At 29.5% G+C, this 23,451-nt stretch carries 27 protein-coding genes and 1 pseudogene; 9 read left to right on the top strand and 19 right to left on the bottom strand.

All coding sequences use genetic code 11. The annotated features are described in order from the left end of the window. Nucleotides 1-62: 62 nt before the first annotated feature. The 16 genes from Q0649_RS07355 to Q0649_RS07280 all read right to left on the bottom strand — a co-directional run bounded on the left by Q0649_RS07355 (nt 63) and on the right by Q0649_RS07280 (nt 12,066). On the bottom strand, nt 63-716 hold the full coding sequence (locus Q0649_RS07355; protein WP_298839534.1) for a 3-oxoacid CoA-transferase subunit B: 654 nt from the start codon (nt 714-716) through the stop codon (nt 63-65). 14 nt (nt 717-730) lie between these two features. Continuing rightward, on the bottom strand, nt 731-1,447 hold the full coding sequence (locus tag Q0649_RS07350; RefSeq protein ID WP_298839531.1) for a CoA transferase subunit A: 717 nt from the start codon (nt 1,445-1,447) through the stop codon (nt 731-733). Nucleotides 1,448-1,792: 345 nt separating this feature from the next. Continuing rightward, a complete protein-coding gene (locus Q0649_RS07345; protein WP_298839528.1) occupies nt 1,793-4,537 on the bottom strand; it encodes a hypothetical protein in 2,745 nt (914 codons plus the stop codon). 56 nt (nt 4,538-4,593) lie between these two features. Next, entirely contained in the window at nt 4,594-4,929 is a 336-nt protein-coding gene (locus tag Q0649_RS07340; protein WP_298839525.1) for a hypothetical protein, read from the bottom strand. Between the two features lie 257 nt (nt 4,930-5,186). Continuing rightward, on the bottom strand, nt 5,187-5,666 hold the full coding sequence (locus Q0649_RS07335; RefSeq protein ID WP_298839522.1) for a hypothetical protein: 480 nt from the start codon (nt 5,664-5,666) through the stop codon (nt 5,187-5,189). A 113-nt stretch (nt 5,667-5,779) separates the two neighbouring features. Then, the gene (locus Q0649_RS07330; RefSeq protein WP_298839519.1) at nt 5,780-6,004 is read right to left on the bottom strand and encodes a helix-turn-helix transcriptional regulator; all 225 of its coding nucleotides are present in this window, start codon (nt 6,002-6,004) and stop codon (nt 5,780-5,782) included. Between the two features lie 281 nt (nt 6,005-6,285). Continuing rightward, the gene (locus tag Q0649_RS07325) at nt 6,286-6,489 is read right to left on the bottom strand and encodes a hypothetical protein (protein WP_298839516.1); all 204 of its coding nucleotides are present in this window, start codon (nt 6,487-6,489) and stop codon (nt 6,286-6,288) included. A gap of 46 nt (nt 6,490-6,535) precedes the next feature. Continuing rightward, nucleotides 6,536-6,874, bottom strand: a complete 339-nt coding sequence (locus tag Q0649_RS07320) for a hypothetical protein (protein ID WP_298839513.1) — start codon at nt 6,872-6,874, stop codon at nt 6,536-6,538. 11 nt (nt 6,875-6,885) lie between these two features. Beyond that, nucleotides 6,886-7,266 (bottom strand): 4-fold beta flower protein, encoded by a 381-nt coding sequence (locus Q0649_RS07315; protein WP_298839510.1) that lies wholly within the window; start codon nt 7,264-7,266, stop codon nt 6,886-6,888. Between the two features lie 22 nt (nt 7,267-7,288). Beyond that, nucleotides 7,289-7,444: a hypothetical protein gene (locus tag Q0649_RS07310; protein WP_298839507.1), complete on the bottom strand. Its 156-nt coding sequence runs from the start codon at nt 7,442-7,444 to the stop codon at nt 7,289-7,291. Beyond that, a complete protein-coding gene (locus Q0649_RS07305) occupies nt 7,426-7,617 on the bottom strand; it encodes a hypothetical protein (RefSeq protein ID WP_298839505.1) in 192 nt (63 codons plus the stop codon). Before Q0649_RS07305 ends, Q0649_RS07310 begins: the two co-directional genes overlap by 19 nt. Before the next feature lie 46 nt (nt 7,618-7,663). After that, nucleotides 7,664-8,818, bottom strand: coding sequence for a hypothetical protein (locus Q0649_RS07300; RefSeq protein ID WP_298839502.1), 1,155 nt, complete (start codon nt 8,816-8,818; stop codon nt 7,664-7,666). Nucleotides 8,819-9,075: 257 nt separating this feature from the next. Then, nucleotides 9,076-10,161, bottom strand: coding sequence for a cell wall metabolism sensor histidine kinase WalK (locus tag Q0649_RS07295; protein WP_298839499.1), 1,086 nt, complete (start codon nt 10,159-10,161; stop codon nt 9,076-9,078). After that, nucleotides 10,158-10,841, bottom strand: coding sequence for a response regulator transcription factor (locus Q0649_RS07290; RefSeq protein WP_298839495.1), 684 nt, complete (start codon nt 10,839-10,841; stop codon nt 10,158-10,160). The genes Q0649_RS07295 and Q0649_RS07290 overlap by 4 nt, the downstream gene beginning before the upstream one ends. Then, nucleotides 10,838-11,401 carry a class I SAM-dependent methyltransferase gene (locus tag Q0649_RS07285; protein ID WP_298839493.1) on the bottom strand — a complete coding sequence of 188 codons (564 nt, stop codon included), beginning with the start codon at nt 11,399-11,401 and terminating at the stop codon, nt 10,838-10,840. The genes Q0649_RS07290 and Q0649_RS07285 overlap by 4 nt, the downstream gene beginning before the upstream one ends. Before the next feature lie 101 nt (nt 11,402-11,502). Further along, a complete protein-coding gene (locus tag Q0649_RS07280; RefSeq protein WP_298839490.1) occupies nt 11,503-12,066 on the bottom strand; it encodes a TetR/AcrR family transcriptional regulator in 564 nt (187 codons plus the stop codon). A gap of 124 nt (nt 12,067-12,190) precedes the next feature. Here Q0649_RS07280 and Q0649_RS07275 point away from each other — a divergent pair, with 124 nt between their 5' ends. Beyond that, nucleotides 12,191-13,438, top strand: coding sequence for a glycosyltransferase (locus Q0649_RS07275; RefSeq protein WP_298839487.1), 1,248 nt, complete (start codon nt 12,191-12,193; stop codon nt 13,436-13,438). A gap of 176 nt (nt 13,439-13,614) precedes the next feature. Further along, nucleotides 13,615-14,100 carry a pyridoxamine 5'-phosphate oxidase family protein gene (locus tag Q0649_RS07270; RefSeq protein WP_298839485.1) on the top strand — a complete coding sequence of 162 codons (486 nt, stop codon included), beginning with the start codon at nt 13,615-13,617 and terminating at the stop codon, nt 14,098-14,100. Between the two features lie 83 nt (nt 14,101-14,183). On the opposite strand, the gene Q0649_RS07265 is transcribed toward Q0649_RS07270, so the two are convergent. Continuing rightward, nucleotides 14,184-15,407 (bottom strand): multidrug efflux MFS transporter, encoded by a 1,224-nt coding sequence (locus Q0649_RS07265; protein ID WP_298839481.1) that lies wholly within the window; start codon nt 15,405-15,407, stop codon nt 14,184-14,186. Nucleotides 15,408-15,487: 80 nt separating this feature from the next. Here Q0649_RS07265 and Q0649_RS07260 point away from each other — a divergent pair. Further along, nucleotides 15,488-15,688 (top strand): annotated as a pseudogene (locus tag Q0649_RS07260) (TetR-like C-terminal domain-containing protein); the annotation flags it as partial. 46 nt (nt 15,689-15,734) lie between these two features. On the opposite strand, the gene Q0649_RS07255 reads toward Q0649_RS07260, so the two are convergent. Both Q0649_RS07255 and Q0649_RS07250 read right to left on the bottom strand, forming a co-directional pair. Continuing rightward, nucleotides 15,735-16,592, bottom strand: coding sequence for an SDR family oxidoreductase (locus Q0649_RS07255; RefSeq protein WP_298839477.1), 858 nt, complete (start codon nt 16,590-16,592; stop codon nt 15,735-15,737). Continuing rightward, the gene (locus Q0649_RS07250; protein ID WP_298839475.1) at nt 16,589-17,005 is read right to left on the bottom strand and encodes a MarR family winged helix-turn-helix transcriptional regulator; all 417 of its coding nucleotides are present in this window, start codon (nt 17,003-17,005) and stop codon (nt 16,589-16,591) included. Before Q0649_RS07250 ends, Q0649_RS07255 begins: the two co-directional genes overlap by 4 nt. Nucleotides 17,006-17,259: 254 nt before the next feature. On the opposite strand from Q0649_RS07250, the gene Q0649_RS07245 reads away from it, so the two are divergent. From Q0649_RS07245 to Q0649_RS07220, 6 genes are all read left to right on the top strand, one after another. Beyond that, complete coding sequence (locus Q0649_RS07245) at nt 17,260-18,102, top strand: CPBP family intramembrane glutamic endopeptidase (protein WP_298839471.1); 843 nt, start codon at nt 17,260-17,262, stop codon at nt 18,100-18,102. Between the two features lie 47 nt (nt 18,103-18,149). After that, nucleotides 18,150-19,046, top strand: coding sequence for a DMT family transporter (locus Q0649_RS07240; protein WP_298839468.1), 897 nt, complete (start codon nt 18,150-18,152; stop codon nt 19,044-19,046). 173 nt (nt 19,047-19,219) lie between these two features. Then, nucleotides 19,220-19,534, top strand: coding sequence for a hypothetical protein (locus tag Q0649_RS07235; RefSeq protein WP_298839466.1), 315 nt, complete (start codon nt 19,220-19,222; stop codon nt 19,532-19,534). Nucleotides 19,535-19,855: 321 nt separating this feature from the next. Then, nucleotides 19,856-21,496 carry a malolactic enzyme gene (locus Q0649_RS07230; RefSeq protein WP_298839463.1) on the top strand — a complete coding sequence of 547 codons (1,641 nt, stop codon included), beginning with the start codon at nt 19,856-19,858 and terminating at the stop codon, nt 21,494-21,496. Between the two features lie 160 nt (nt 21,497-21,656). Then, on the top strand, nt 21,657-22,649 hold the full coding sequence (locus Q0649_RS07225) for a 2-hydroxycarboxylate transporter family protein (protein WP_298839460.1): 993 nt from the start codon (nt 21,657-21,659) through the stop codon (nt 22,647-22,649). A gap of 162 nt (nt 22,650-22,811) precedes the next feature. Beyond that, the gene (locus tag Q0649_RS07220; RefSeq protein WP_298839457.1) at nt 22,812-23,381 is read left to right on the top strand and encodes a TetR/AcrR family transcriptional regulator; all 570 of its coding nucleotides are present in this window, start codon (nt 22,812-22,814) and stop codon (nt 23,379-23,381) included. Nucleotides 23,382-23,451 lie beyond the last annotated feature (70 nt).

The following is a 23,451-nucleotide window of genomic DNA, read 5'->3' as shown; positions in this document are numbered from 1 at the left end:
TATAATATCTATAGACATGATATATACATTTTTTATTAAACTTCATTTTCTAGATAAACATATTATATTTCCATTTCCTTAACATCAGGAGCTATTATTAAATCAGCATCAGTGCACTTTATTACTTCATCAACAGTTAAACCTGGTGCAACTTCGATTAATACTAAGCCCTTATCTGTAACATTCATAACCGCTTTATCTGTAATTATAATGTCAACACATTTTGCAGCGGATAAAGGTAATGTACATTTCTTTAGCACCTTCGAATTACCTTTTTTATCATTATGACTTAAAGCGGCTATTACACATTTTGCTCCTATTAAAAGGTCCATAGCACCTCCCATACCTGGTGCAAAGATTCCTGGTATCATCCAGTTAGAAATATTTCCTTCTTGGTCACATTCTAAAGCACCTAAGGCAGTTATATCAACATGTCCTCCTCTTATTATTGCAAAGGAGAGATCCATATCAAATGTTGATGCACCTGGTAATAAAGTAATAGGGGCTCCGCCGGAGTTTGCAAAATCCGGATCAGATTCTCCTATTTTAGGAGTTGGTCCAAAATTCAAAGCTCCATTTTCTGCTTGAAGCGTTACTTTTACTCCATCTGGCAAATAGTTTGCAGCCATATTAGGTATTCCGAATCCTAAATTAGCAACCATTCCGTCTTTAAATTCTTTTGCGATTCGTCGAGCAATTATTTCTCTACTATCCATCTTAATAACCCTCCTTATTTCATTTTTTTAGTTCTTATCCATAACTCTTCAAAATATTTTCTTCTAGCTTCTAAAGAATCACCTTTAACTATTATGTCTACTAATATACCCGGTGTTCCAACACTATCAGGTGCGATATCACCTGCTTCAACAATTTCATCCACTTCAGCTATAACTAAATCAGCAGCAAGCGCCATAATTGTATTTGTCCCTTTAGTTGTACCTCTATATTGAATATTTCCAAGCTTGTCGGCTTTATAACCTTTGATTATGGCAACATCAGCTTTTAATGGTGGATAAACCAAATATTCTTTCCCGTCTATCATCATTTTTTCTCTACCTTCTTCAAGAACAGTTCCCACTCCTGTATGTGTTACCACTGCACCAAGTCCAGCTCCACCAGCCCTTATGCATTCTACTACAGTTCCCATAGGTATAAATTCAACTTCTAATGTACCTGCATTGTATTGTTCTTGAATTTCAGGGCAAGTTCCAATATGAGCACCTATAAATTTTTTTATTTGTTTATTTGATACAAGCTTACCAACATCGTGAGTTTCTCCTGGATGAGCTGATACAGCTTGAATAATTGTAAGATCCTTAACACCAGTTTCTGCTAATGCATCTATTATCTTTAGCGGAGCACCTACACCTAAAAAACCTGCGGTCATAATTTTCATACCATCTTTAATATTTTCTACTGCTTCTTGTACTGTATTAATTTTTGCCATTTTTCTGTACACCCCCCAAATATTTTTATAATCTACTATTTAGTAATAAATAAACCGTGTATTCTTGAGATTTATCCTCCCTTCTTAAAGAATTTAACCTATTTATACTATTTATACTATTATTAAGCAATTTATATTCCATCTTTATTATGTAGGGCGCAAGCATACTATCTAGAGAGTTTTGTATAAAATACTTCTTGATATATCCAGTTCTTTTGAACTATTAAACATAAAAATACTCCTCCTTACAATAATTGATAATTGATAATTGCTTATCTCAATTATTATAAAGAAAGAGTATAGGATTGGTTACTTTTTAAATTTAGCTGATATAAAAAATTAAGATTATATATTTTTTAATTCAAATATCTTTGTTTCAATAGTTTTTTTCTTATCTATAGCATAGAGTGCTTCTGGTGACCTTTTTAAAATTTCATTAATTGTAATTAGTCCCTCTTTATAAAGCTTTAATGCCATTTCCTTGTTTCCCATCTTTGTCTGAATTCCAGCCTTATATATTAGAATTTTTGCTTTTCCATCGTATGCATATAAATAATCTGGCTGAATTCCACTTGCCTTTAATGAATATTCAACAGCTATATCATAGAACTCTAGTGCTTTATTATAATTCAATTCATCCTCATAAAATTTTCCTATCATCGTATATGCCCCGCCCCTAGAATGAATAGCGGATACATCTTTAGGTGATAGTTCTATAGCCTTATCAAATCCTTCTAAACACTTATCAAAAGCCAAGATAATCTCTTCGTTTGCTGAACTGTCCTTTACCAATTGTCTTAGTAGACCCCCTGCTGCAAATCCAATTTTTTTATACGTATCAACATTTTCAGAGAACTTTTCTATTGAGCTTTCATAAATTCCCAAAGCTTTTCTATAATTAAATTTAGCTTGTTCAACTTGTCCTAATTTAACATAATATTCTGCAAGTCGTTTATATACCATGCCGTTATTATTCAAAGTATATATTAAATCACTGTTATCTTCTAGGTTTAACTCATGCCCATTATTTATTTGATTATAAATTTCGATTACTTTTTTATACAATTCCCCAGATATTTCGTAATTACCAAATATACTATTTACTTCACCTAGTTTTTCAAGTACAACCGCTTTACAATTTAATAATGTATATACTTCATTATTCTTTTTTAATAAGTCCTCTATGTCTATTAGAGCTTTATTATAAATATCTGCTGCTTCATCATTTTCTGAAAGGTATACTTTCAATTTTCCATATTCAATTATTAGTTTGATTTTATTTATAGAATTATCTATGTTAAAACTATCTTTTTCAATATTTTCATAATTACTTATAGCTTTTATAAAATAATTCTCAGACTCTTTATAGTTATATGTAGTTTTATTAAGTATTGCTAATAAACTAATTATATTTACCCTTTCAACTTTATCACCTTTTCCCTGTGCATATTTAAGAACTTCTTTTGCCCCTTTGTAATTTCCTAAATTAATATAAATTTTACCTAGCTTATAGGATAATTTTGAAAACAAAGATGAAAGCTCACTCCCATCAGATTCATTTTTAAAATCTTGCCATATTTCTTCGAATAATTTTTTTAAAAATAATACATTTCCTATTTTCAAGAAATAATTTGACTTATCTAGAAACCAAATCCCTAAAGCCTCTTTTTCCAAAAAATTTCTACCGTGATAATAGGCTTCATTGAAATATATTTCTTCACTTTTATTATTTGTTTCCTTTAAACTATTAGAATAATGGTCAAACATAATTTTATGTATTTTTGACACTTGTTCTTTCCCTTGATATTCTTTAAGACTTTTTTTCATTAAATCATGCATTTCCCACGTTTGCCCTACTTCTCTCTTACTTATGAAAGAAAAATTACAAAATTCATTTATAGCAGATGTAGGATATCCCGTATTATATTTTTTTATTAGAATCGTAAATATCTCATCATCCCAAAATCTTGGAACCGAAAGTATCTTTAATGTTTCCCGCTCTGTAATTTGTATATATTTCATAAGTCTTTCAAATATTTGTATCTTATTATTGTTATAAAGAAAATCCTCTTTTGCTGGCATTCTTTCCTTTTTAATAGCTTCATATGTATCAACACACAAATCTAGCGAGTAAGGATGGCCCTTAGAAATTTCAACAATTGAGTTAATAATATCTTTATCCTCAATTCCACAGGATACCAAGAATTTCTTCGCATCCTCGTCTGCTAGGGCTCCAATAATATGTTGCTCTACACATTGACCCCAGCCAACATCTATCTCTTCCCATCTTAACTTTTCCCTACCTAAAATTACAAACAAAACCCCCGGCAAACTTGGAACTAATACATCTCTTATCCATTTATCTGCCTCAATAAAAGTTTTATCGGTATTACTACTAACACAAAGTGCTTCATATGTATCTAAAAATATAACGACTTTTCTTTTTTTTGTATCTGTATATCTCTTCAAATCTTTTGCAAAATATAAAGGTAACCATTCCAATAATTCTATTGGTTCTTTCGTTGACATGTCGACTATCTCTTGTATTCTTTTTTGGGTAGTTAAGTCTTTATATATTTTATGGCCTTTGCTAAGAAGCATAGCAATCTTAGTTGGAATACCTAATAATGGAACGTCATCGAATGCTTTTATAATATCAGCAATCAAAGATCCATTTTCGACAAATGGCAAAGACTTTTTATCAAGTGGTATTTGAGGACTTGTTTTTTTTAAATAGTATGCATAAGCAAAATCAAATAATGTAAAATCAATTTTACATTTTTTACTTAATTCTGTTCTTAAAAATATTAAGGCATTATCCACCTCTCTATGCTGCTTGATTTCAAAATCTATAGAACTCCATAATATATTTTTATCTGTTTTATCTATCTCATATTGTAATTTTTTTCTTAGACTAGTTTTGCCTATTCCACCTACACCATAATAAACTAATACTTTAGTATCATCAGTATTTAACCCCTTCATAGAATTCCAAAATGTTTCTATAAATCCAGTACGATCTGTGAATTGGTCTATAGCTGAAATGTGGTGTTTATTATTAATTGATATTTTAGCTTGCATTTTAGGCATAATTTCCTCCTTTAGTAAGTTTACTAAAACTATACTTCTATATTAATTTATATTATTTAATTACGTTTATTATGATAATCATTAGCAAATATATAAGAAATGATCATAATGGTTGGCATAATTGCTACTCCTACGAAAATGCCTGATAAATCATCATTTTTCGTAACGCCTATGGCAACTGCTAATACTAAAGTTAAAACAATACTAATATTAAATGTGATTTTATAGGTACTACTTTCAGTTTTGAGTGTGACTAGTTTTTTTCTTTCATCATCGTCCTTTGTATCCTCTGTTGTACACTTACTATCTAGCCCTCTGTATATTTGCGAAATACCAATTAATAAGCAAATAATAGTGAATAAAATATTCTTACCATTTCTTATTGAATTCATATCATTCCAATTATTTATTAAGAGTATAATATAGACAACCGATAATAAAAGAAAAAAACACCGCTCCAAAAACCTTTTTTATTATATATTTTTTTATTCATTTTTTAATTCCCCTCCAAATCATATAATTAAAAAAATATAGCTTTAACTATACTTTGTATATTCTCTATAATTCTCTTTTAATTAGCTATTATTGAATTTTGTATTATATGTTATTTTAAATTAGAAAATATAATTAATTTCTAAAAAATGCTTCTTCAATACTTAAATATTACATATATTACTATGAAAATATTAAATATTTTCTTCAACTCTTTTTGCTCTTTTTTATAGGCATCTCGACTAAGTATCTTGTTCCTATTAGGAAAAAAAGGTACTGTTAATGGTAGAATAAGAAAATTTATTAATAATATTAGCATATCATATCTAATAATTCCTGTAGGGTTAGCAAACAATTTAAGTTCAAATAATATACTAATTGTAGTAAATATACTTATAATTATTGACACTGTAGTTAAAAATTCGCCCATTTTTTTATTTTCTTTAAAAGATAAGCTAAATCCCTTTAATTCAAGATAATATAATAATAATAATAATGTTAAAAGGCTTAAACCCTCTATACCAAAGAAAATCACATTAATACTAATAACACCACTACCGGAAACTAATTTATAAAGAGAATATCCCATTAAAGTCAATATTGTTATTATAACGGAAACTTTGATTGATTTATTCATTGCATATTAATGTAATTCATCATCGTCTACAGTCAATGTCATAAAAAAACAAGATACTATAAGAGTGGCAAATGCAACATGTACAGGCAATAATGCATTTCCTAAATTATTCATTATTTATCCTTCTCCACAATTTCAAAAACTTCATTAATGCTTTTATTAAAGTAGTTTGCTATAGAAAAAGTAAGTTTCAGAGATGGATTAAAAGTTCCCCTTTCTATTTCTAAAATAGTACTTCTATTTACGCCTAAATCTATGGCCAAGTCTTCTTGTGTTAAATTTCTTTCAGCTCTAAGAACCTTTATTTTTGTATTAAATAGCTTTTTTCTTTTTACCATAATATCCCTCCACATAGATTTATTATAGTATTTATGTTGTATATAGTCAACAAAAAGTTGAATATAGTTGTTATAATAGTAAGTATAGTTATTAATTAAAACTAATCTAAAAGGGATTTTAATATATTTAATTTATGGTAAATATGGTATTATTAAATAAAAATTATCATGTGCCAATTGATAAATTATTTTATTTAGAAAAATCAAAGGGGGGATAATTATGAAAAAGAATAAGTTATAACTCAAGCAAAATCAATTTTTTTCAAACTATAAGGTTCAAATTAATATACCGCATATTCTATTTTGCTTTTATAAATTGTATATGTTATAAACGTCTCAATATTTGCGCTTTTTTGTTTTAACACATAGACGTTATTGGGATTTTCACTATCATTAAGCCAAGAGATTAAGTTACGCCTATCATTATCATCAAGCATTAGTGTAACCTCATTTCCACTAACAAAAATTATATTAACTGTTTTCAATATAATCACATCCTCTTTCATAGATACACATTGCGTATAAAGTAATTTAGCAGTCATCAGGGACATTATCGAAGTTTGGAATAAGTAGTTTATTAAAGCTAGAAGATAGGGCTAATGTGGTAGCTTTTTTAATTTTAAGTTCAATTTCATCAATCCCTCTGGATCTAATATAGATGATAAGAACATCATCTTCACTTGTCGTCCTTACATTAATAAATCCTCTGTCATCTAAATAAAAAAGAGCTGCAATTATCTCACACTTGTTTACACCTGAGACTTTGTATTCTTGCCTTGTAATATTTCTGTAAGTGCAAATACAAAATAAATTTTCATATAACTCAAATAAAATTTGAGTTCTAATTAAATTTCTTTCTATTTGAAGCATAAATCAAACACCTACCTTTGATTAATCCATTGAGTGAAGGTTAGCTTCGACCATTCGCCTGCAGGCTCAGGTGCATACCCTGGATTAAATGGAAACTCATGAATAATAGGTACAACTGACAGAAATGGAGGTCCAATATCAAGTGGTGCTTTTATAATTTCTATACCTCCAACTACTGGTCCACTAATACTCCACGCTACAATCCGACCCTCTCTATCTAATAGATTAGTACCTCTTAATCCACCAATCCATATTCTAGTTTTTTTTGACCAAACATAATTACTATTTATATATGCTACCCATTCTAAATCATTATTAAATACATTACTATATTCTAATAACCACCCAACAAAATTAGCCTTTTTATCAAACAAAGGATCCATTATTTCCAATTTAAACTAAACCTCCAGTTATTTATTCTCTATTTATAACGGGAATGAGCAAATCCTCAAATACATTTGAAAGTGCAAATTTACCAGTTTCAGTGAAATAATTTTCTACTTCCTCAATGCCACGACCTAAAACAAAAGCAGAAACTGTTTTATCTCTTTCTATGTTAAAAAAATCCATCTTTTATAGAAAATGAAATAAAGAGCTGCAATTATTTCAATTCTAGAATCCCTGGGAATCTCATAATCAATATTACTGCACACTTCATAGCCGTAAGTAAAGAAGTCTCTATATAACTGAAATAGTAAATTATATCTAAGCAATCTACGTTTTTCAAATATTAATAAATCCATAAACCACCTCATACATATTATAAACACAATTTATTTTGCTAAAGAATTATTGCTTTGAAGTTGCACCGGTTAAATCTGCTACATTTCCTTTTGTAAAGAATCCATCAAACCCATTGTACCTATAGATGTATTCACTCACTAAGAATGTATTTTTTGATGGGTAACTAAATGTTTGTTTTAAACCTTCCTCTGGAGAACCTATTAATTCTATTAAAAAGTCCATTCCATTTTTCTTTAGCATTTCATACGTATATTCAATATGTTCTGTATGAAAAGCAAGATGATGAACTCTTGAACCATAATAATGTACAAACTTTTCAGTAGGGCCTGATTCTTTATCAGATATATAAGGCTTGATTCCAGAAGTAAATACCATAGCAAAATGGCCATCTACAACTCTTGCCACTGATGTAATAGAATTCATAGATTTCACATATATTGCAAAATCAAAATTGTAATTAGTTAACTCCATAAGTTCGAGTATTGCTGCATCTCTATCCTTTGCTAGTATTCTTGTAGCTGCATGGTCAAGAGCCTTAATGTTATTAACATAGTTGTCTGAAGGTTTATTAAAATCTAATTTTAATGAAGTAAATCCTTTATCCAAGTAATCACCCACTATGTTTTTCCATTCTATTAATCCATAGGAAAATCCTGTGAAACTAGATGGTATAGTTTGAATATAGTAATAGTTATCCCTTTCAATTATGTTATTAGTTAAAAACCTAACACCTCTAGATTTTTGAATTGTATAATATTTCTTAATATCGCTACATTTAAATACAAAAGCTTCTATCCTCGTATTTGGTAAATGCTTTGTTTTGGGATGAATATTAAAATCTAGATAAGGATTTTTACCTTTTTTTCTAGCTTTTATTAAAAAATCCGCGGAGTTTGTGGCGGTATTCTTTAATACAAATGTTTTTTCAAACTCATTTTCCATCGCAGCGTATAAATTATGTCCTGTATATTTAAAAAAATCCTTTAAGGTATCTTCTTGTGTGTGGAGTTCCGTATTTATAAGAACAAACTGTAGATCACCAACAATACCATGAAGCCCTAGCTTTACACGGATTTCTTTAGTTTTTTTAGCTTCAATTTTCAATAATTCATCATCGTTTAAAAAATTTTGCTTTATTAAAAGTTTTTCTTTATAAGCTAAATGCATATCCCAGAAATTTGGTATAATAATATTTTTCATCTTGATCATCTCCCTATATTAATACATGCCTATAAGTAAGACCATTAATTTCAAGCTACTATTGTTTTTATGACTAAGGACGTCTTCTACATTTTGGATAATCTCTTCATAATATGCAATACACATTAATTAGGTGCATGTTATTCCTTTTATTTCAAGCTAGCGATAAGGATAATCTTTAAGATTTTATATATGAAACTCTTAAGATTTATTAAGAATATTAATATAAAAAATTAAAAAGCATAGTAAAATTTCAACTATGCCTTTTGAAGTAAAATATTAAATTTTATGGTGTTATCCTTGCACTCAGCCCACAGCTTTCCACTATGCATCTCTATAATTTTCTTTGAAATTGCAAGTCCTAGGCCCGAACCCTCTGTTTCACCTGTCCTAGATTTATCTAATCTATACATTTTCTCAAATATCTTTTCTAACTCTTCTTTGCTTATTCTTTCCCCTTTATTTTCAAAACTTATTTTTATGTTATTATCAATTTCCATCATACTAACTTTAAAAATAGTATTAGAAAAACTATATTTTTCAGCATTTTTAACTATATTTTCAATCACCCTAACCATCTTTTGGATATCTATTTCACAATAAAACTCCTCAGCAGTACTTTCTATTTCTACTTTTATATTTTTTTCATTAAAAAAAGGTATTTGTTCTCCAACAATTTGATTTACCAATGTAGCTATATTGAAAGGGATTTTTTCTAAAGTGGTAATATCATTAGTAAGTTTAGTAAATTCAAACAATTCATTGATTATTTTTTTTAAGCTTATACTCTTGTCATAAGCTACATTTAAGTAATCCTTCTGCACATCTTCATATGTGAACTTATCATCTTTAAGCAACTCTAAATATCCAATTATTGAAGTTAACGGAGTTCTTAAATCATGAGAAACAGCTACAATCAATTCATTTTTAGCCTTTTCAATCTTCTTTTCCTTTTCATAATTTTCCTTTAGCCGATTAGACATAATATTGATACTATTTGCTAAGTCAGTGATTTCATCATTGCCCTTAAAATCCAATTCTTCAATGAAAGTTTCATTTGTAATGCTGCCCACCTTGATTATAATATATTTGAGATATCTAATTCTTTTGTTTATTCCAAACAAGAAAATAGCCACAAAAATAATAATGGGAATAATAATTAAAGTTATTGAATAAATATTATAAGTTTGTACTACATTATTTCCTACTTTATTTGAATTAAATATCATGTAATACATACCAACACTAGCTAGACCAACAAAGATTATAGCACTTACTAAAAATGCAAAAATAACTAGAAAAATTAATTTTGTTGCTAACTTATTATATATTTTATTCTTCATATTTTATATCCAACTCCCCATACGGTCTTAATGTATTGAGGATTTTTAGAATCAATTTCAATCTTTTGCCTTAAATTTGTTATATGTACCGCTATAGAAGTATCAGAGACTGCAAAATTCTCTTTCCATACTGTTTCATATAATTTTTCTATAGTAAATACACTCCCTTTATTTCTAGCCAAGCATTCCAGTATATCGAATTCCTTTGGTGTTAATTTTATTTTTTCACCTTTAGCCGTAACTTCATGAGTGTCAGTATTTATAATTAAATCCTCTATCTCAATTATATTTTTACAAGTTGGCATAGAATTAAATCTTTTATATCTTCTAAGTTGTGCCTTAACTCTCGCAAGAACCTCCATTGAACCAAAAGGCTTTGTAATATAGTCATCTGCACCAACAGTTAAACCTTGTATTTTATCAATTTCTTCTCCTTTAGCTGATAAAAATATTATTGGCATTGTATACTTTTCTCTTATTTTTATGCAAGTAGCGACATCATCTAAAATTGGCATCATTATATCTAATATTATTAAATCAGGTTCATTACTCTCGAGTGACTCTAACGCTTCTTGTCCATTGCAGGCATTAAAGACCTCATAACCATCATTTTTTAGATAAACTTCAATTAAATTTCTTATACTTTTATCATCATCTACAACTAAAATTTTTTCTTTCATACTTCCTCCTTCACTCTGCATTTCAATACATATGCAGGTGGTAAATTTATCATTGCTTTCTTCACCTTTACATTATTAAAATATTTTTCTAAGAAATTCTTTTTTAATAAAGAATACTGAAAAGTTATAAATTCTCCTTCATTACTTAATATATCCTTTGTGTTCTTTAATATAGCATTTGAAATACTTACCGGCAATACCGTAAAAGGAAGCCCAGATACAACATAGTCCACCTGTTTAATATTATACTCTTTTAGATATTTTTTTATATTCTCTGCCCCATCATTTATAATTTTAACATTTTCCTTGTAACCGTACATACTAAATAAATTCTCATAAAATTCTTTGTTATTCTCGATAACAAGTAATAATGTATTCTCTTTTTTTCTTGCAATAAGTTTTTCTGTGAAAACACCTGTTCCTGGTCCATATTCTATAATACAATTACATTCCTTAAAATTAATATCTTCTATCATTTTTTTAGCTAAATATTCACTACTTGGTGCCACTGCTCCAATAAATTTTGGATTTTTAATAAATTCCTTTATAAACTTAAACATATTTAATCTCCCCTTATAAATAACTTCTATTATTTATTTTATAACAAATAAATTAAGAATTATTATAGAAAAGTATTAAGTATTATTAAGTTTCTAGTATTTCACGAGTTAAGTTTATTCAGAACTTCATTATCCATAAGTGCATACATAAGCGCTATTAAATCTTCTGCCGGCAAAATCTTATTCATCCTAAACCAATAACTGAGGATACCAATCATAGCAGAAAGAATATATTCTAAAATAAAATCAAGTTCAATGTCATTTCTATCAACTTTCTCAGAAATTGTTTTCATAATTAATGGCTTAATTGAACTCTTAATTTTACTTGCAAAAGCCGGATCTCCATTATCTCCAAATAAAACAGAGTAATATTTGCAATTCTGCTCATATAACTTAATGAACATATCAAGGGGCATATCCATACTATGATCCAACTTAGTTGTTGGTGGCAATTCATTTAAGGTAGGTACTAGCGACAACTCAATTTGATCAAGAACGTCATAAACATCAGTAAAATACTCATAAAAAGTACCCCTATTATATCCTGCCATTTGTGTAATTTCTTTGACTGTTATTTTCTCTATTCTTTTTTCGCAGTATAGCGACCAAAATGCATCTATTAGATTTTGCTTAGTTTGCGCTGTTACCTCTGGTTGCTTGTTCATTTGCTATTCATCTCCTATAAATCCGACACTTGTTATCACATTGTCGGTTGATGGTATGTAAAAACATAAGTATACTATTATATATACAACAGGTTGTTGGATAATACAAGAGGAGATGAAATATATGATTACAATTCTTTGTGCAGGATCTCGTGGCGATTATCAACCATATTTAGCTCTTGCAATGGAACTTAAAGAACTAGGTAAAGATGTACGCATAACTGGAATGAGGGAATTTGGGGACTTCATTCGAAGCTACGGTATCGACTTTTATCCCATTCAAGCTGATTTTAAGTCACTTAATGTTGATGAAAATATGCTTAAACAAGCTCAATCCGCAGACAACCCTTTAAAAATGCTTTTAACTTTTAATAAAATGAAAAAATACGGAGCTAAAATTGCGAATGAATTTTATGCTTCATGTGAAGGCAGTGAACTCATCATTTATCACCCAGGTGTTACTTTAGGTTATTTTGCTGCAGAGAAATTAGGCATACCGTGTATTTTAGCTTCACCATTTCCTATACACAAAACAAAAAAGCAGACCTCTGTCATTCAATATGGAAGGAAAAAGTCTAAACCATTCACAAACAAGATTAGCTATACTATGCTTCAAGGCATGCTTTGGTTAGCATCTAAAGATTCTGTCACTGGTTTTTGGAAAGAAAAATTTGGAGGTAAGCCAAAAGGATTTGGTTGTCCATACGAACGTCACACTAATAAACAAAATCCCGCTGTTATTTCCTGTAGTAATTTTGTTTTTAATAGACCAAGTGACTGGAATGAGAACATTCACCAAAGTGGTTATTGGTTTGCTTATGAAAAAACGGATTATATACCTTCAAAGGAGTTGTCAGATTTTTTAAGTTCGAGTGAAAAATCAATTTTTTTTGGCTTTGGTAGTGTTTTTTATACAGATCAAAAAGATACTATTTCAAAATTAATCATAGGCGCTCTCACAAAAATCGGAAAGCGTGGTATTATATGTGGGATGGGCAAAATAGACAATCTTCCTAAAAATATAATTACCATTGACAGCATACCCCATTCATGGCTTTTTGACAAAGTTTTAGCCATCTGTCATCATAGTGGTGCAGGAACAACTGCAGCTGGATTTAAGGCAGGTATACCAAGCATTATAGTACCCTTTGCCAATGATCAATTTGCTTGGGCTCATAGAGCTTATGACTTAGGAGTTGCTTCAAAACCTATTCCTATAAAAACACTTACCTCTGAAAATCTTTCGATGGCAATAGATTTTGCACTTCAAGACAACATTAAAGAAAATGCAAAAAATCTTGCAAAAAATATTGCTACTGAAAATGGTGCATTAGATTGCGCAAAAGTAATTGTTGCAAGTTTAGCGAAGTAAAGTGAAATAGTTCTTTTCCCTATTTATTAACAACTTTTTTAAATTTCATATAATATTTACAGCAAAAGCAGTATAATTAAAGTGCTATGAAAGTCTATACATTAATGATATTTTTTGAAATAACGTGATAAAAACAAGACTAATTAATAATGAAAAAATTAGAGGAGTGTGTAATTATGTTTAGAGAAATGAGAAGAAAAAATCAATTATTGTCAAAAGAAGAAACAATTAAAATTCTAAAATCGTGCACCTCTGGAGTTTTAGGTGTAATAGGTGATGATGATTACCCATATACAGTTCCGGTAAGTTACACATATAAAGACGGAAAACTCTTTTTTCATGGTGCAAAAGAAGGGCATAAAATTGACAGCATAAAACGGAATGATAAGGTTACATTTTGTATCATAGAAAAAGACGAAGTAATACAAAAAACTTTTACTACCCATTTTCGCAGTGTGTCTATTTTTGGTAGAGCAAGGATTCTTACTGAAGATGAAGAGAGGAAATATGCCATTGACAGTTTAGTTGAAAAGTACTCACCTGACTATATTGAAGAAGGCCAGCAAGAAATTAAAAGTGCATGGAATAGAGTATGTATACTTGAAATCACAATCGAACATATAACTGGTAAAGCGGCTATAGAACTCATAAATAATAAATGATAGTCTTAATTTGTTAAAAAGTGAATGTTTTCTTCTTTTAACCTAGTGTAATTGCTAGGTTTTTTTGTCTACTATTTACATTTTTATATTGCTTTTTTATCTATTCTATTTGCTTTAGTCATCAGATTTAATTTTTTAAATCCTTTATTATAAAACCATATTGCATTTAAAAGAAGTAAACTACTTGTAATAAAAAACACATATTTAATACCCAAATGTGCTGCTATTTGTCCTCCAAAGACAGACCCACTAAAACTTCCTAAATAAAATGCAGACATATTAAATCCAAAGACCCTTCCAGCAATAGCATCTGGAGTTATCTTTTTAAGTAAGGAATTAATTGATGGAATTAATCCGGCCGTTGCAAATCCAAGTAGAAAACGTAGACTCATTAGTTGCCATGGATTTTTTACAAAAGCTTGAGGTATAAATATAATTCCTGACACAATAAGAGCTATAAGCATAACCTTTTGTGGTCCAACCTTATCTGACAATTTTCCAAGTCTAGGAGCAGCTATTACACTTGAGAGACCCGCTGCTGAAAATACCATACCAGAAATGAGTGCAATATGTGATGTATTATTTGATAACTGATATATATATACAGTTATTATAGGTTCAATAGAAAAATACGCCAGTTGTAACACAAATGAAGTTACAAACATAGTCACAATAAGGCTAGAATCAGGTAATTGCCTCCATACTTCTTTGGTGCTCAAAACTTTTTTTTCTTCTGGTATAAACGTCTCTTTAACAAACAATAAAGTTGCAATGAACGCAACGAATGTTAGTATTCCGGTTAAAAAGAATGTAAATTGTAATCCTAAAATTTCATCTAAAGATCCACCAATTAGAGGTCCAAGTAGAGAACCAGAAATCGATGCTGTTGAAAGTACTCCTAGAGCCCATCCTACATGTCTTTTTTCTGTCTGGGTTGCTATAAGAGTGATACACGCTGTACAATATCCACTTATCACTCCCTGAAGCATTCTTAATGCTATCAGTTGATATACATTTTGGACAAGCCCCATACTTCCAACTACAATAGACATTCCAAGACTTGCACGTAAAAGCATAGGCTTTCTTCCAATTTTATCTGCTGCATAACCCCATATTGGTGAAAAAATTGCTGATAAAATATATGTAACCCCAAAAGCAATTCCTGATATCTGCTCAATTGCTGCTGTATTATGTATTCCTAACTGTTTTATATAAAGAGGCATAATAGGAGCTATTTGACTGATGCCTACCATAGTAACAAATGTTCCAAACCAACAAACAATTAAATTTCTTTTCCATATTTTCACAACTATATCTATCCCTTCTTATTTGTGTTTATTTTATTGTAATAAAATAAACGTTATATCATATGATACCTTATAACACCATAATAAACTATATTATAAAGGACGAAAGTCTTACAATTCATAAAAGTAGGGAATTGAGGAGCCTTTTGCATGGCTTTGTTTCTTTAAGAGCACATGGATATTTTCAAAATCCGGTAAACTTAGAGAAGAGTTTTCAAATAATGATTGATGACTTTATTACTTCTATTTTAAAGAATGCAAAAGAGTACTCCAATAGTTAACACCTAAAATAATACAAAGACAGTATCAGCTAAAAATGTATGCAAATTACCTCCAAACATCAAGATGATCTTTTATAAAGTCTTCTATTGTTCTAGGTTTTCTTTTCAAAAGCAATTCAGCAGTATTCGTAATGTGGTTTGCCATGCCTAATTTTGTTGTAAAATATAAAATCATCATTACCGTTGCAAAATCCTTTTTGATACCTCTTTCAATCATATTTTTCCTGAATTTAAGCAAAGGTGGATTTGAATATGTGATTTTTCTTTTAAGTAATCTTGTCATAATATCTGCAACCTCAAAATAAGTAATAGCCGCAAATCCCGTAATAGTATATGCCTTATTTTCATGCCCCTGCTCTGTAATTGTTCTTGCAATAATTTCACCAATATCTCTTGTATCTATAAAGCTAATTCTAGCTTTTCCTGAAGGGATAAATAAATCATTTCGTTCTTTGATATCCTCTGCATGCATTGTTGATAAATTTTGCATAAAAAAACTAGGACGAATAAAGGTATAAGGTATTTCAGACTCTTTAATAACCTTTTCAATTTTGTGATGGGGTGGAAACGGATTTTTTTGTGCACCTAATAAAGATAAAAATACAATTTGCCTTACACCAGCTTCTTTGCATTTTTGAATAAACGGTTTAAATATTCCTTTTACATCTGTCAATTGTGGTGGTCTTACTAAAAACACTTTTTTAACACCATTTAAAGCTGTTTCATAAGTTGATGCATCTTCAAAATCAAAATGTATATATTTTATAGATTCATCTTTCTGCTTGCTCCTTTCTATGTTTCTTACGCCTGCTATGAAGTCTATATTTATACTTTTCAAATAGTTAACTACTGCACTCCCTACATTCCCTGTTATTCCTGTCAATAATATCTTATTATCCATCATTCCCTCGTCCCTTCAATTAATTTGGAAATCATTCCTGTAAATTGTTTAATTTCTTCTTTTGAATAAATTGAAAATATATTAATTGTTAATTCATCACTTATTATTTTAATTTTTTCAACTAACTTATAAGATTCTTTGTATATTTCTAAATAAGAAGATCTTTTATCCTCTAGATTATCAATTTTAAGAACTATGCCTTTTTTCTCTAATCTATTTATAATCCCTGAAATAGTCGGTCTATCCGACCCTAGTTTCTGAGCTATTTCCGCTGCCGTAATTGGTTGATCTGACAAATATATTTGAATTATAACTGAAAACTGTACCAAAGTTATGTCAAATTCTTTTAATGCTTTATCTAATTTATTTTTAAGATTCTTTGATGCCTTGATTATTAAGTAAGATAAGTCTTGCATATGGCTCCTCCAATGTAGTTAGTGTACTAACTACATTGGTATTATACTAATTTATTTTATATTTGTCAATTTTATAATCAATCTAAATCATTAATATATGATCGATCTAAATCATTAATAGTTTTTATTCTTATAAATCTATTATTAAAGGAGAATTGTATTATTAACGACATTTTAATAAACATATAGTATAATTTAAATAGTATTAATCTAAATCAGCTTAAATCGTACAATAAGTTTGAGGGTGTGGTGTTATGAATTTTTTAAGAAACATAGAAAAAGGAACTTTAAGTATTAAAAAAATGACAATAACAAGAGCATTTTTTATAATGATTTTGGCAGTTTTATTAGAATCCTTAGGACAAATACCTATAGTTATTATCAATATACTTTCTAAAAAATATACTACTGCATTACCCTATATAGACTTTGTAGCAGATGTAATAGTTAAATACTTTGTTATTAGTCTTTTATTAAAATTGTATAGTAAAATATCCTATGATACGCCACGCAAGCAAGGCTTAAATAAGAAAAATTTTATTCGTGTTGCTATAATTATTATAGGTTTTCGTTTAGCATACGATAATAGCTTAATTTACCTGGTAGATAAGATACCTATGCCTGATTTTATAAGTCAAGCCTTTGGAGAAATGTCTATTTCACCTATCATACTTATACTTTCAATCGCTGTTATAGCACCTATATATGAGGAAGTCATTTTTAGGGGGATATTGCTAAAGGGTATGGCTAATAAAATGGCTCCAAACTTAGCGCTTATAATATCCGCCTCAATTTTTGCATTGGTTCATATGAATATTCCACAGGGCATAAACGCATTTTTATTAGGATTAATTATTGGAGCTATATATTTAAGAACGGATTCAATATATTTGTGTATCTTTGCACACTTTATAAATAATTCTGCGGCAATTACAATTTCAGGAGCCTTCCAATCCTTAAGTTGGAGGTATTCCATGATAATCCATGGTGTATTACTTCTTGTAGGAATTACAATTTTAATTTATGCATATAGATGGTATACCCTAAAGAAACCAGAAGATACACCAGATATATACAAAGAATTTATAGAAAGATAACAAGCTAGACTAATCCTTGAAGAACAAGGAGAATGGAGTAATATTAAATGTTTCAATCACACTTAGGAGAAATTGCTGCACTTGCAACTGCTTTCTGTTGGACAATTACTGCTGTATCATTTGAAGCCGCTGGAAAAAAAGTCGGGTCTATATCCGTAAATTTAATAAGACTTATTATCGCATTTATATTAATATCAATTTACAATTTATTTTCTAGAGGAATGATTTTACCTATAGATGCTTCCAGTTCCACTTGGTTATGGTTAACTTTTTCAGGAATAATTGGTTTTGTAATAGGTGATCTATTTTTGTTTCAGGCATATGTTGAAGTTGGTGCACGTATATCAATGTTAATTATGTCAACGGTACCGCCAATAACAGCAATCGCAGGCTTCCTTATTATGGGTGAAAAAATTACATTGCTCGGCCTTGCTGGCATGATAATAACTATTGTTGGTATTTCGCTCGTAATCCTAACTAAAAATCCAGGTAATAAAAAAGTTAGGTTATCTCATCCAATTAAGGGATTAGCCTATGCTTTTATAGGTGCATTAGGGCAAGCTTTTGGTCTCGTTTTTAGTAAGTTTGGAATGGGATCATATGATCCGTTTGCTGCAACTCAAATCAGAATTATAGCAGCAATTATTGGGTTTTCAATTGTCATTTCTATATTAAAAAAGTGGGGTGCACTAATTGTTGCGGTTAAAGATAGAAGAGCAATGAAATACATTTCTATTGGATCACTATTTGGTCCATTTTTAGGTGTATCCCTCTCATTACTCGCTGTTCAACATGCATCAACTGGAATAGTTTCAACAATAACATCAATTACTCCAATACTGCTAATACCTGTTTCAATTATTGTATTTAAGGAAAAAATCTTCCCAAGAGAAATGTTTGGAGCAATTATAACTTTATTAGGCATTTCACTTTTATTTATATAAACAAATTGCTACTTCTTTAGCTTCTTCATCGTGCCATAAGTGCGGAATTATTTTTATAATTTAGGTAATAATAAATTTAAGAAGAAGTGAGAGATGAATTAAAATAATATGGTTTATATGTTATAATTTTCAATATAGAATAATAAAGAATATCTGGAGGGAGAGTTAACTATATGGATATAATACAACTTACTAATTTAACTGACAAAGGGGAAATCAAAATTTCAATTGATATTAACAAGGAATTTGAACAGCTTATTAAAGAATCACAAACTCTTCAGTTTAAATTAATAGTAAAACGAGGTAATGAAACTAGCTGGGATGATTTAGCAATTTTTGGTTATTCTAAAGATGAAAAACATTATGAATATATTGACATATTAGTTGAAAACAACACTAGTTATGAATATTGTATTAAACTTGTAAATTCATCTATTACAGATACTATAGATGAACAATCTATTATTACTTCATTTAAACTTAATTAGCTATGTAGCAAATTCGCCAATAACATTCTACCTTTCATGCCTCTGCCACTTACTTAAAAACAAGTGAAGTTCCTATAACATATAGAAAAACACACTCTCATCATATTAATATGTACCCTATAAAGTAGACAATTAAAAAAGTCACTCTATGGGGTATTTTATTTACTATGTTATAAATTTTTTTTATAACACGATAAATAATCTATATTTGTTATAAAAAAATCTAAATGTATAATAAAGATAAAGGTAAATGACTTTTGATTGCCTATCACAATTAAGTAAAACATACACAAAATAAAGATATCACAGGAGGAATAATTTATGTTAGCTATAGAAATTTTGAACAATCCGTTCCTTAATAAAGGAACGGCATTTACTAAAGAAGAAAGAAAAGAATTTGGTTTGACTGGAACATTACCAACACAAGTACAAACATTAGAACAACAAGAGGTGCAAACCTACGGACAATATTTAAGTAAAACAACCGATTTAGAAAAGAGAATTTTCTTAATGAATATTTTTAATACAAATCGTACTCTATTTTTCAAATTGATGTGTGATCATGTCGTAGAATTTATGCCAATCGTTTATGATCCAACTGTTGCAGATTCAATCGAACAATATAATGAACTATTTGTAAAACCACAGGATGCAGCTTTCTTATCAATTAATGAACCAGAAAATATTAAAGAAAGTATAAAAAATGCAGCAGGTGGTCGTGATATTCGTTTAATCGTAGTCACAGATTCTGAAGGAATATTAGGTATGGGAGATTGCGGCGTAAATGGTGCGGATATAGCTATTGGTAAATTGATGGTGTATACTGCAGCTGCTGGTATTAATCCTAGTCAAGTATTACCTGTTTCTATTGATAACGGAACAAATAATAAAGAGTTACTCAATAATCCACTTTATTTAGGAAACCGCCACAAAAGAATTTATGGTGAAAAATATTATGACTTTATTGATCAGTTTGTTCAAACTTCTACAGAACTATTCCCTGAATTATTAATTCATTGGGAAGATTTCGGTCGTTCAAATGCCGCTACCATACTAGAAAAATATCAAGATAAGATTACAACATTCAATGATGATATCCAAGGAACAGGTATTGTTGTTTTAGCCGGCGTACTCGGTGCATTGAACATTTCTAAAGAAAAGTTAACTGACCAAGTTATAATGACATTTGGTGCAGGTACTGCAGGTGTTGGAATTGCAAACCAATTATTAGATGAACTGATTCGTCAAGGAGTACCAGAGGAAAAAGCTCGTAAATATTTCTATATGGTAGATAAACAAGGTGTGTTATTCGAAGATACAAAAAATTTAACCCTTGGTCAAAAGCCATTTGTTAGAAGCCGCTTAGAATTTGACAATGCAGATGAATTGACTAACTTAGAAGTAGCAGTCAAAACAATTCATCCTACAATCATTGTTGGTACTTCTACTCAACCAGGTACATTTACAGAAAAAATCATCAAAGAAATGGCAGCTCATACTGCTCGTCCAATCATCTTTGCATTGTCAAATCCTACAAACCTTGCTGAGGCAACAGCAGAAAATCTGATTAAATGGACAGATGGTAAAGCTTTGATTGGTACAGGAATTCCTGCCGCAGATGTTGAATACAAAGGAGTTACGTATCAGATCGGTCAAGGAAATAATGCGCTAATGTATCCAGGTTTAGGTCTTGGAATTATTGCCTCAACTACTACTCGCGTAAATAGCGAAATGTTATCACAAGCAAGCCATGCTTTAGGCGGAATTGTTGATTCTAGTAAACCAGGTGCAGCAATATTACCACCTGTAGCTAAATTAGCTGAATTTTCACAAATCATAGCCGAAGTTGTTGGTCAAAGCGTCTTAGATCAAAAACTAAATCGAGAACCAATTTCAGATATCAAAAAAGCAGTAGCAGATGCTAAGTGGATTCCTAAATACGTTCCATTAGAAATCAAATAAAATAATATAACAATATTTTATTAAAAATAAATATTTTAGCATATAATCATGGTCTTTTTTAAAATAGGCCACGATTATATGATTATCACAAGACTATATAAAATGAATCAGAAAAATTCTTAGCTGTTTTGTGAATACGAATGAAAAAGGAGTATCATATATGACTCAGAAATTAAACAATTCAAAAGAGATTCAAACTGATAAACAAAAAACTAGCCTTTGGTCAATAAAAATTAGTGGGGTAAGTCTTCCTTTATATTTAATTATGCTTGTTATTTTAATTATCGGAATAAAATTAGATAAATTACCAGGTGGCATATTAGGAGCTCTTGCTGTATTGGTACTACTAGGAAATTTATTCTATTACATTGGGAATCACTTACCTATTTTTAAGTCTTACTTAGGTGGTGGTGCTGTTTTTTGTATTTTTGCTTCTGCAATTATTGCTACATTTGGTATCTTACCTAGTGGAGCAGTTAAAACAGTTACAATTTTCGTAAATGGTATGGGCTTTCTTGATTTCTATATTGCCGCTTTAATTACGGGAAGTGTTTTGGGTATGAAACGTGATTTACTAATGAAAGCATCTATTCGTTTTATCCCTGTAGCATTTATTTCAATGGCCGCATCATTATTAATGGTAGGACTTGTCGGAATGTTAATCGGTCATGGTTTTAGAAAATCTGTATTATATATTTCACTTCCTATGCTTGCAGGAGGTATCGGAGCTGGCTGTGTTCCTTTATCTGGAATTTACGCTTCTGCGTTAGGAAAACACTCATCAGAAATTATATCACAATTAATCCCAGCATCTGCTTTTGGAAACGTACTTGCAATCATTGGTGCTGCTTTAATTGCTAAAATAGGAGCATCTTTTCCAAAATACAATGGTCACGGAGCTATTATGAAATCAGATACATTAGAAATAAAAGAGGAAGAAAGGGAGGTCAAATTAGATATTGTTCAAATTGGTGTTGGTTTTCTTATTTCAGTTTCCTTTTTTATTTTAGGAAATATTTTCAATTATTTTATACCACATGTTCATGCATATGCATTTATGATTATTATTGTAGTGATTTGTAAAATCACCAATGTTATTCCTCAATATTATGAAGATTGTACAGTTATGTTTAACAAATTAAGCCTAGCATAATTGTTAGGCTTTTTTAGAACACCAAAAGTTACACAATTCCAATTTATTTTAATATAATTGTATTTTCAGTTTCAACTATTTTAATTATTGACATTCACTATAACCTAAAGTATAATAAAAATATAGACCAGTCACTATAATTTATTAGAGAGGTATACTAATATGAATAATAAGGTAAACGTAAAAGAAAAATTTATAGAAACTGCATCAAGACTTTTTCAAATTAAAGGATATAACGCAACTGGGCTAAATGAAATTTTAGCAAAAAGTGGATCACCAAAAGGATCCTTATATTATTATTTTCCTAAAGGAAAGGAACAACTTGCTTTAGAATCTATAAACTTAGCAGGTCAAAAAATAATAACCAATATAATTACTGCCTTAGATAGTATTGAAAATCCAATTGAAGCTATTGTATTTAATATAGAAAACATTGCAATAATAATTGACAACGAACAAATAATTTCAGATATTTCTATAAGTTTAATAGCTTTAGAAACTTATATGACAAGTGAAATTTTAAGAAAAGCTTGTGACGAAATATTTACTTCATTAAAAAACATCTATGCAGAAAAATTAATTAAATCTGGGATTAACAAAGATAAAGCATATGAATTAGGTTGTGTAATTGCTGCAATGATAGAAGGTGGAATTACTTTATCACTTACAAAAAAAAATGGTGATTCACTTAGAATAATAGCTAAACAAATACATAATTTAATAAATATATAGTAATGCAATAAAAAATTTAAATGATTAATTAGTGCCTATTTTATAAATGGGTATTTTTTTAGGAGTTTAT

It is taken from the genome of uncultured Clostridium sp. (assembly GCF_937920395.1).
GTDB lineage: Bacteria > Bacillota > Clostridia > Clostridiales > Clostridiaceae > Clostridium_AD.
This window is presented reverse-complemented; position numbering and strand designations above follow the sequence as displayed.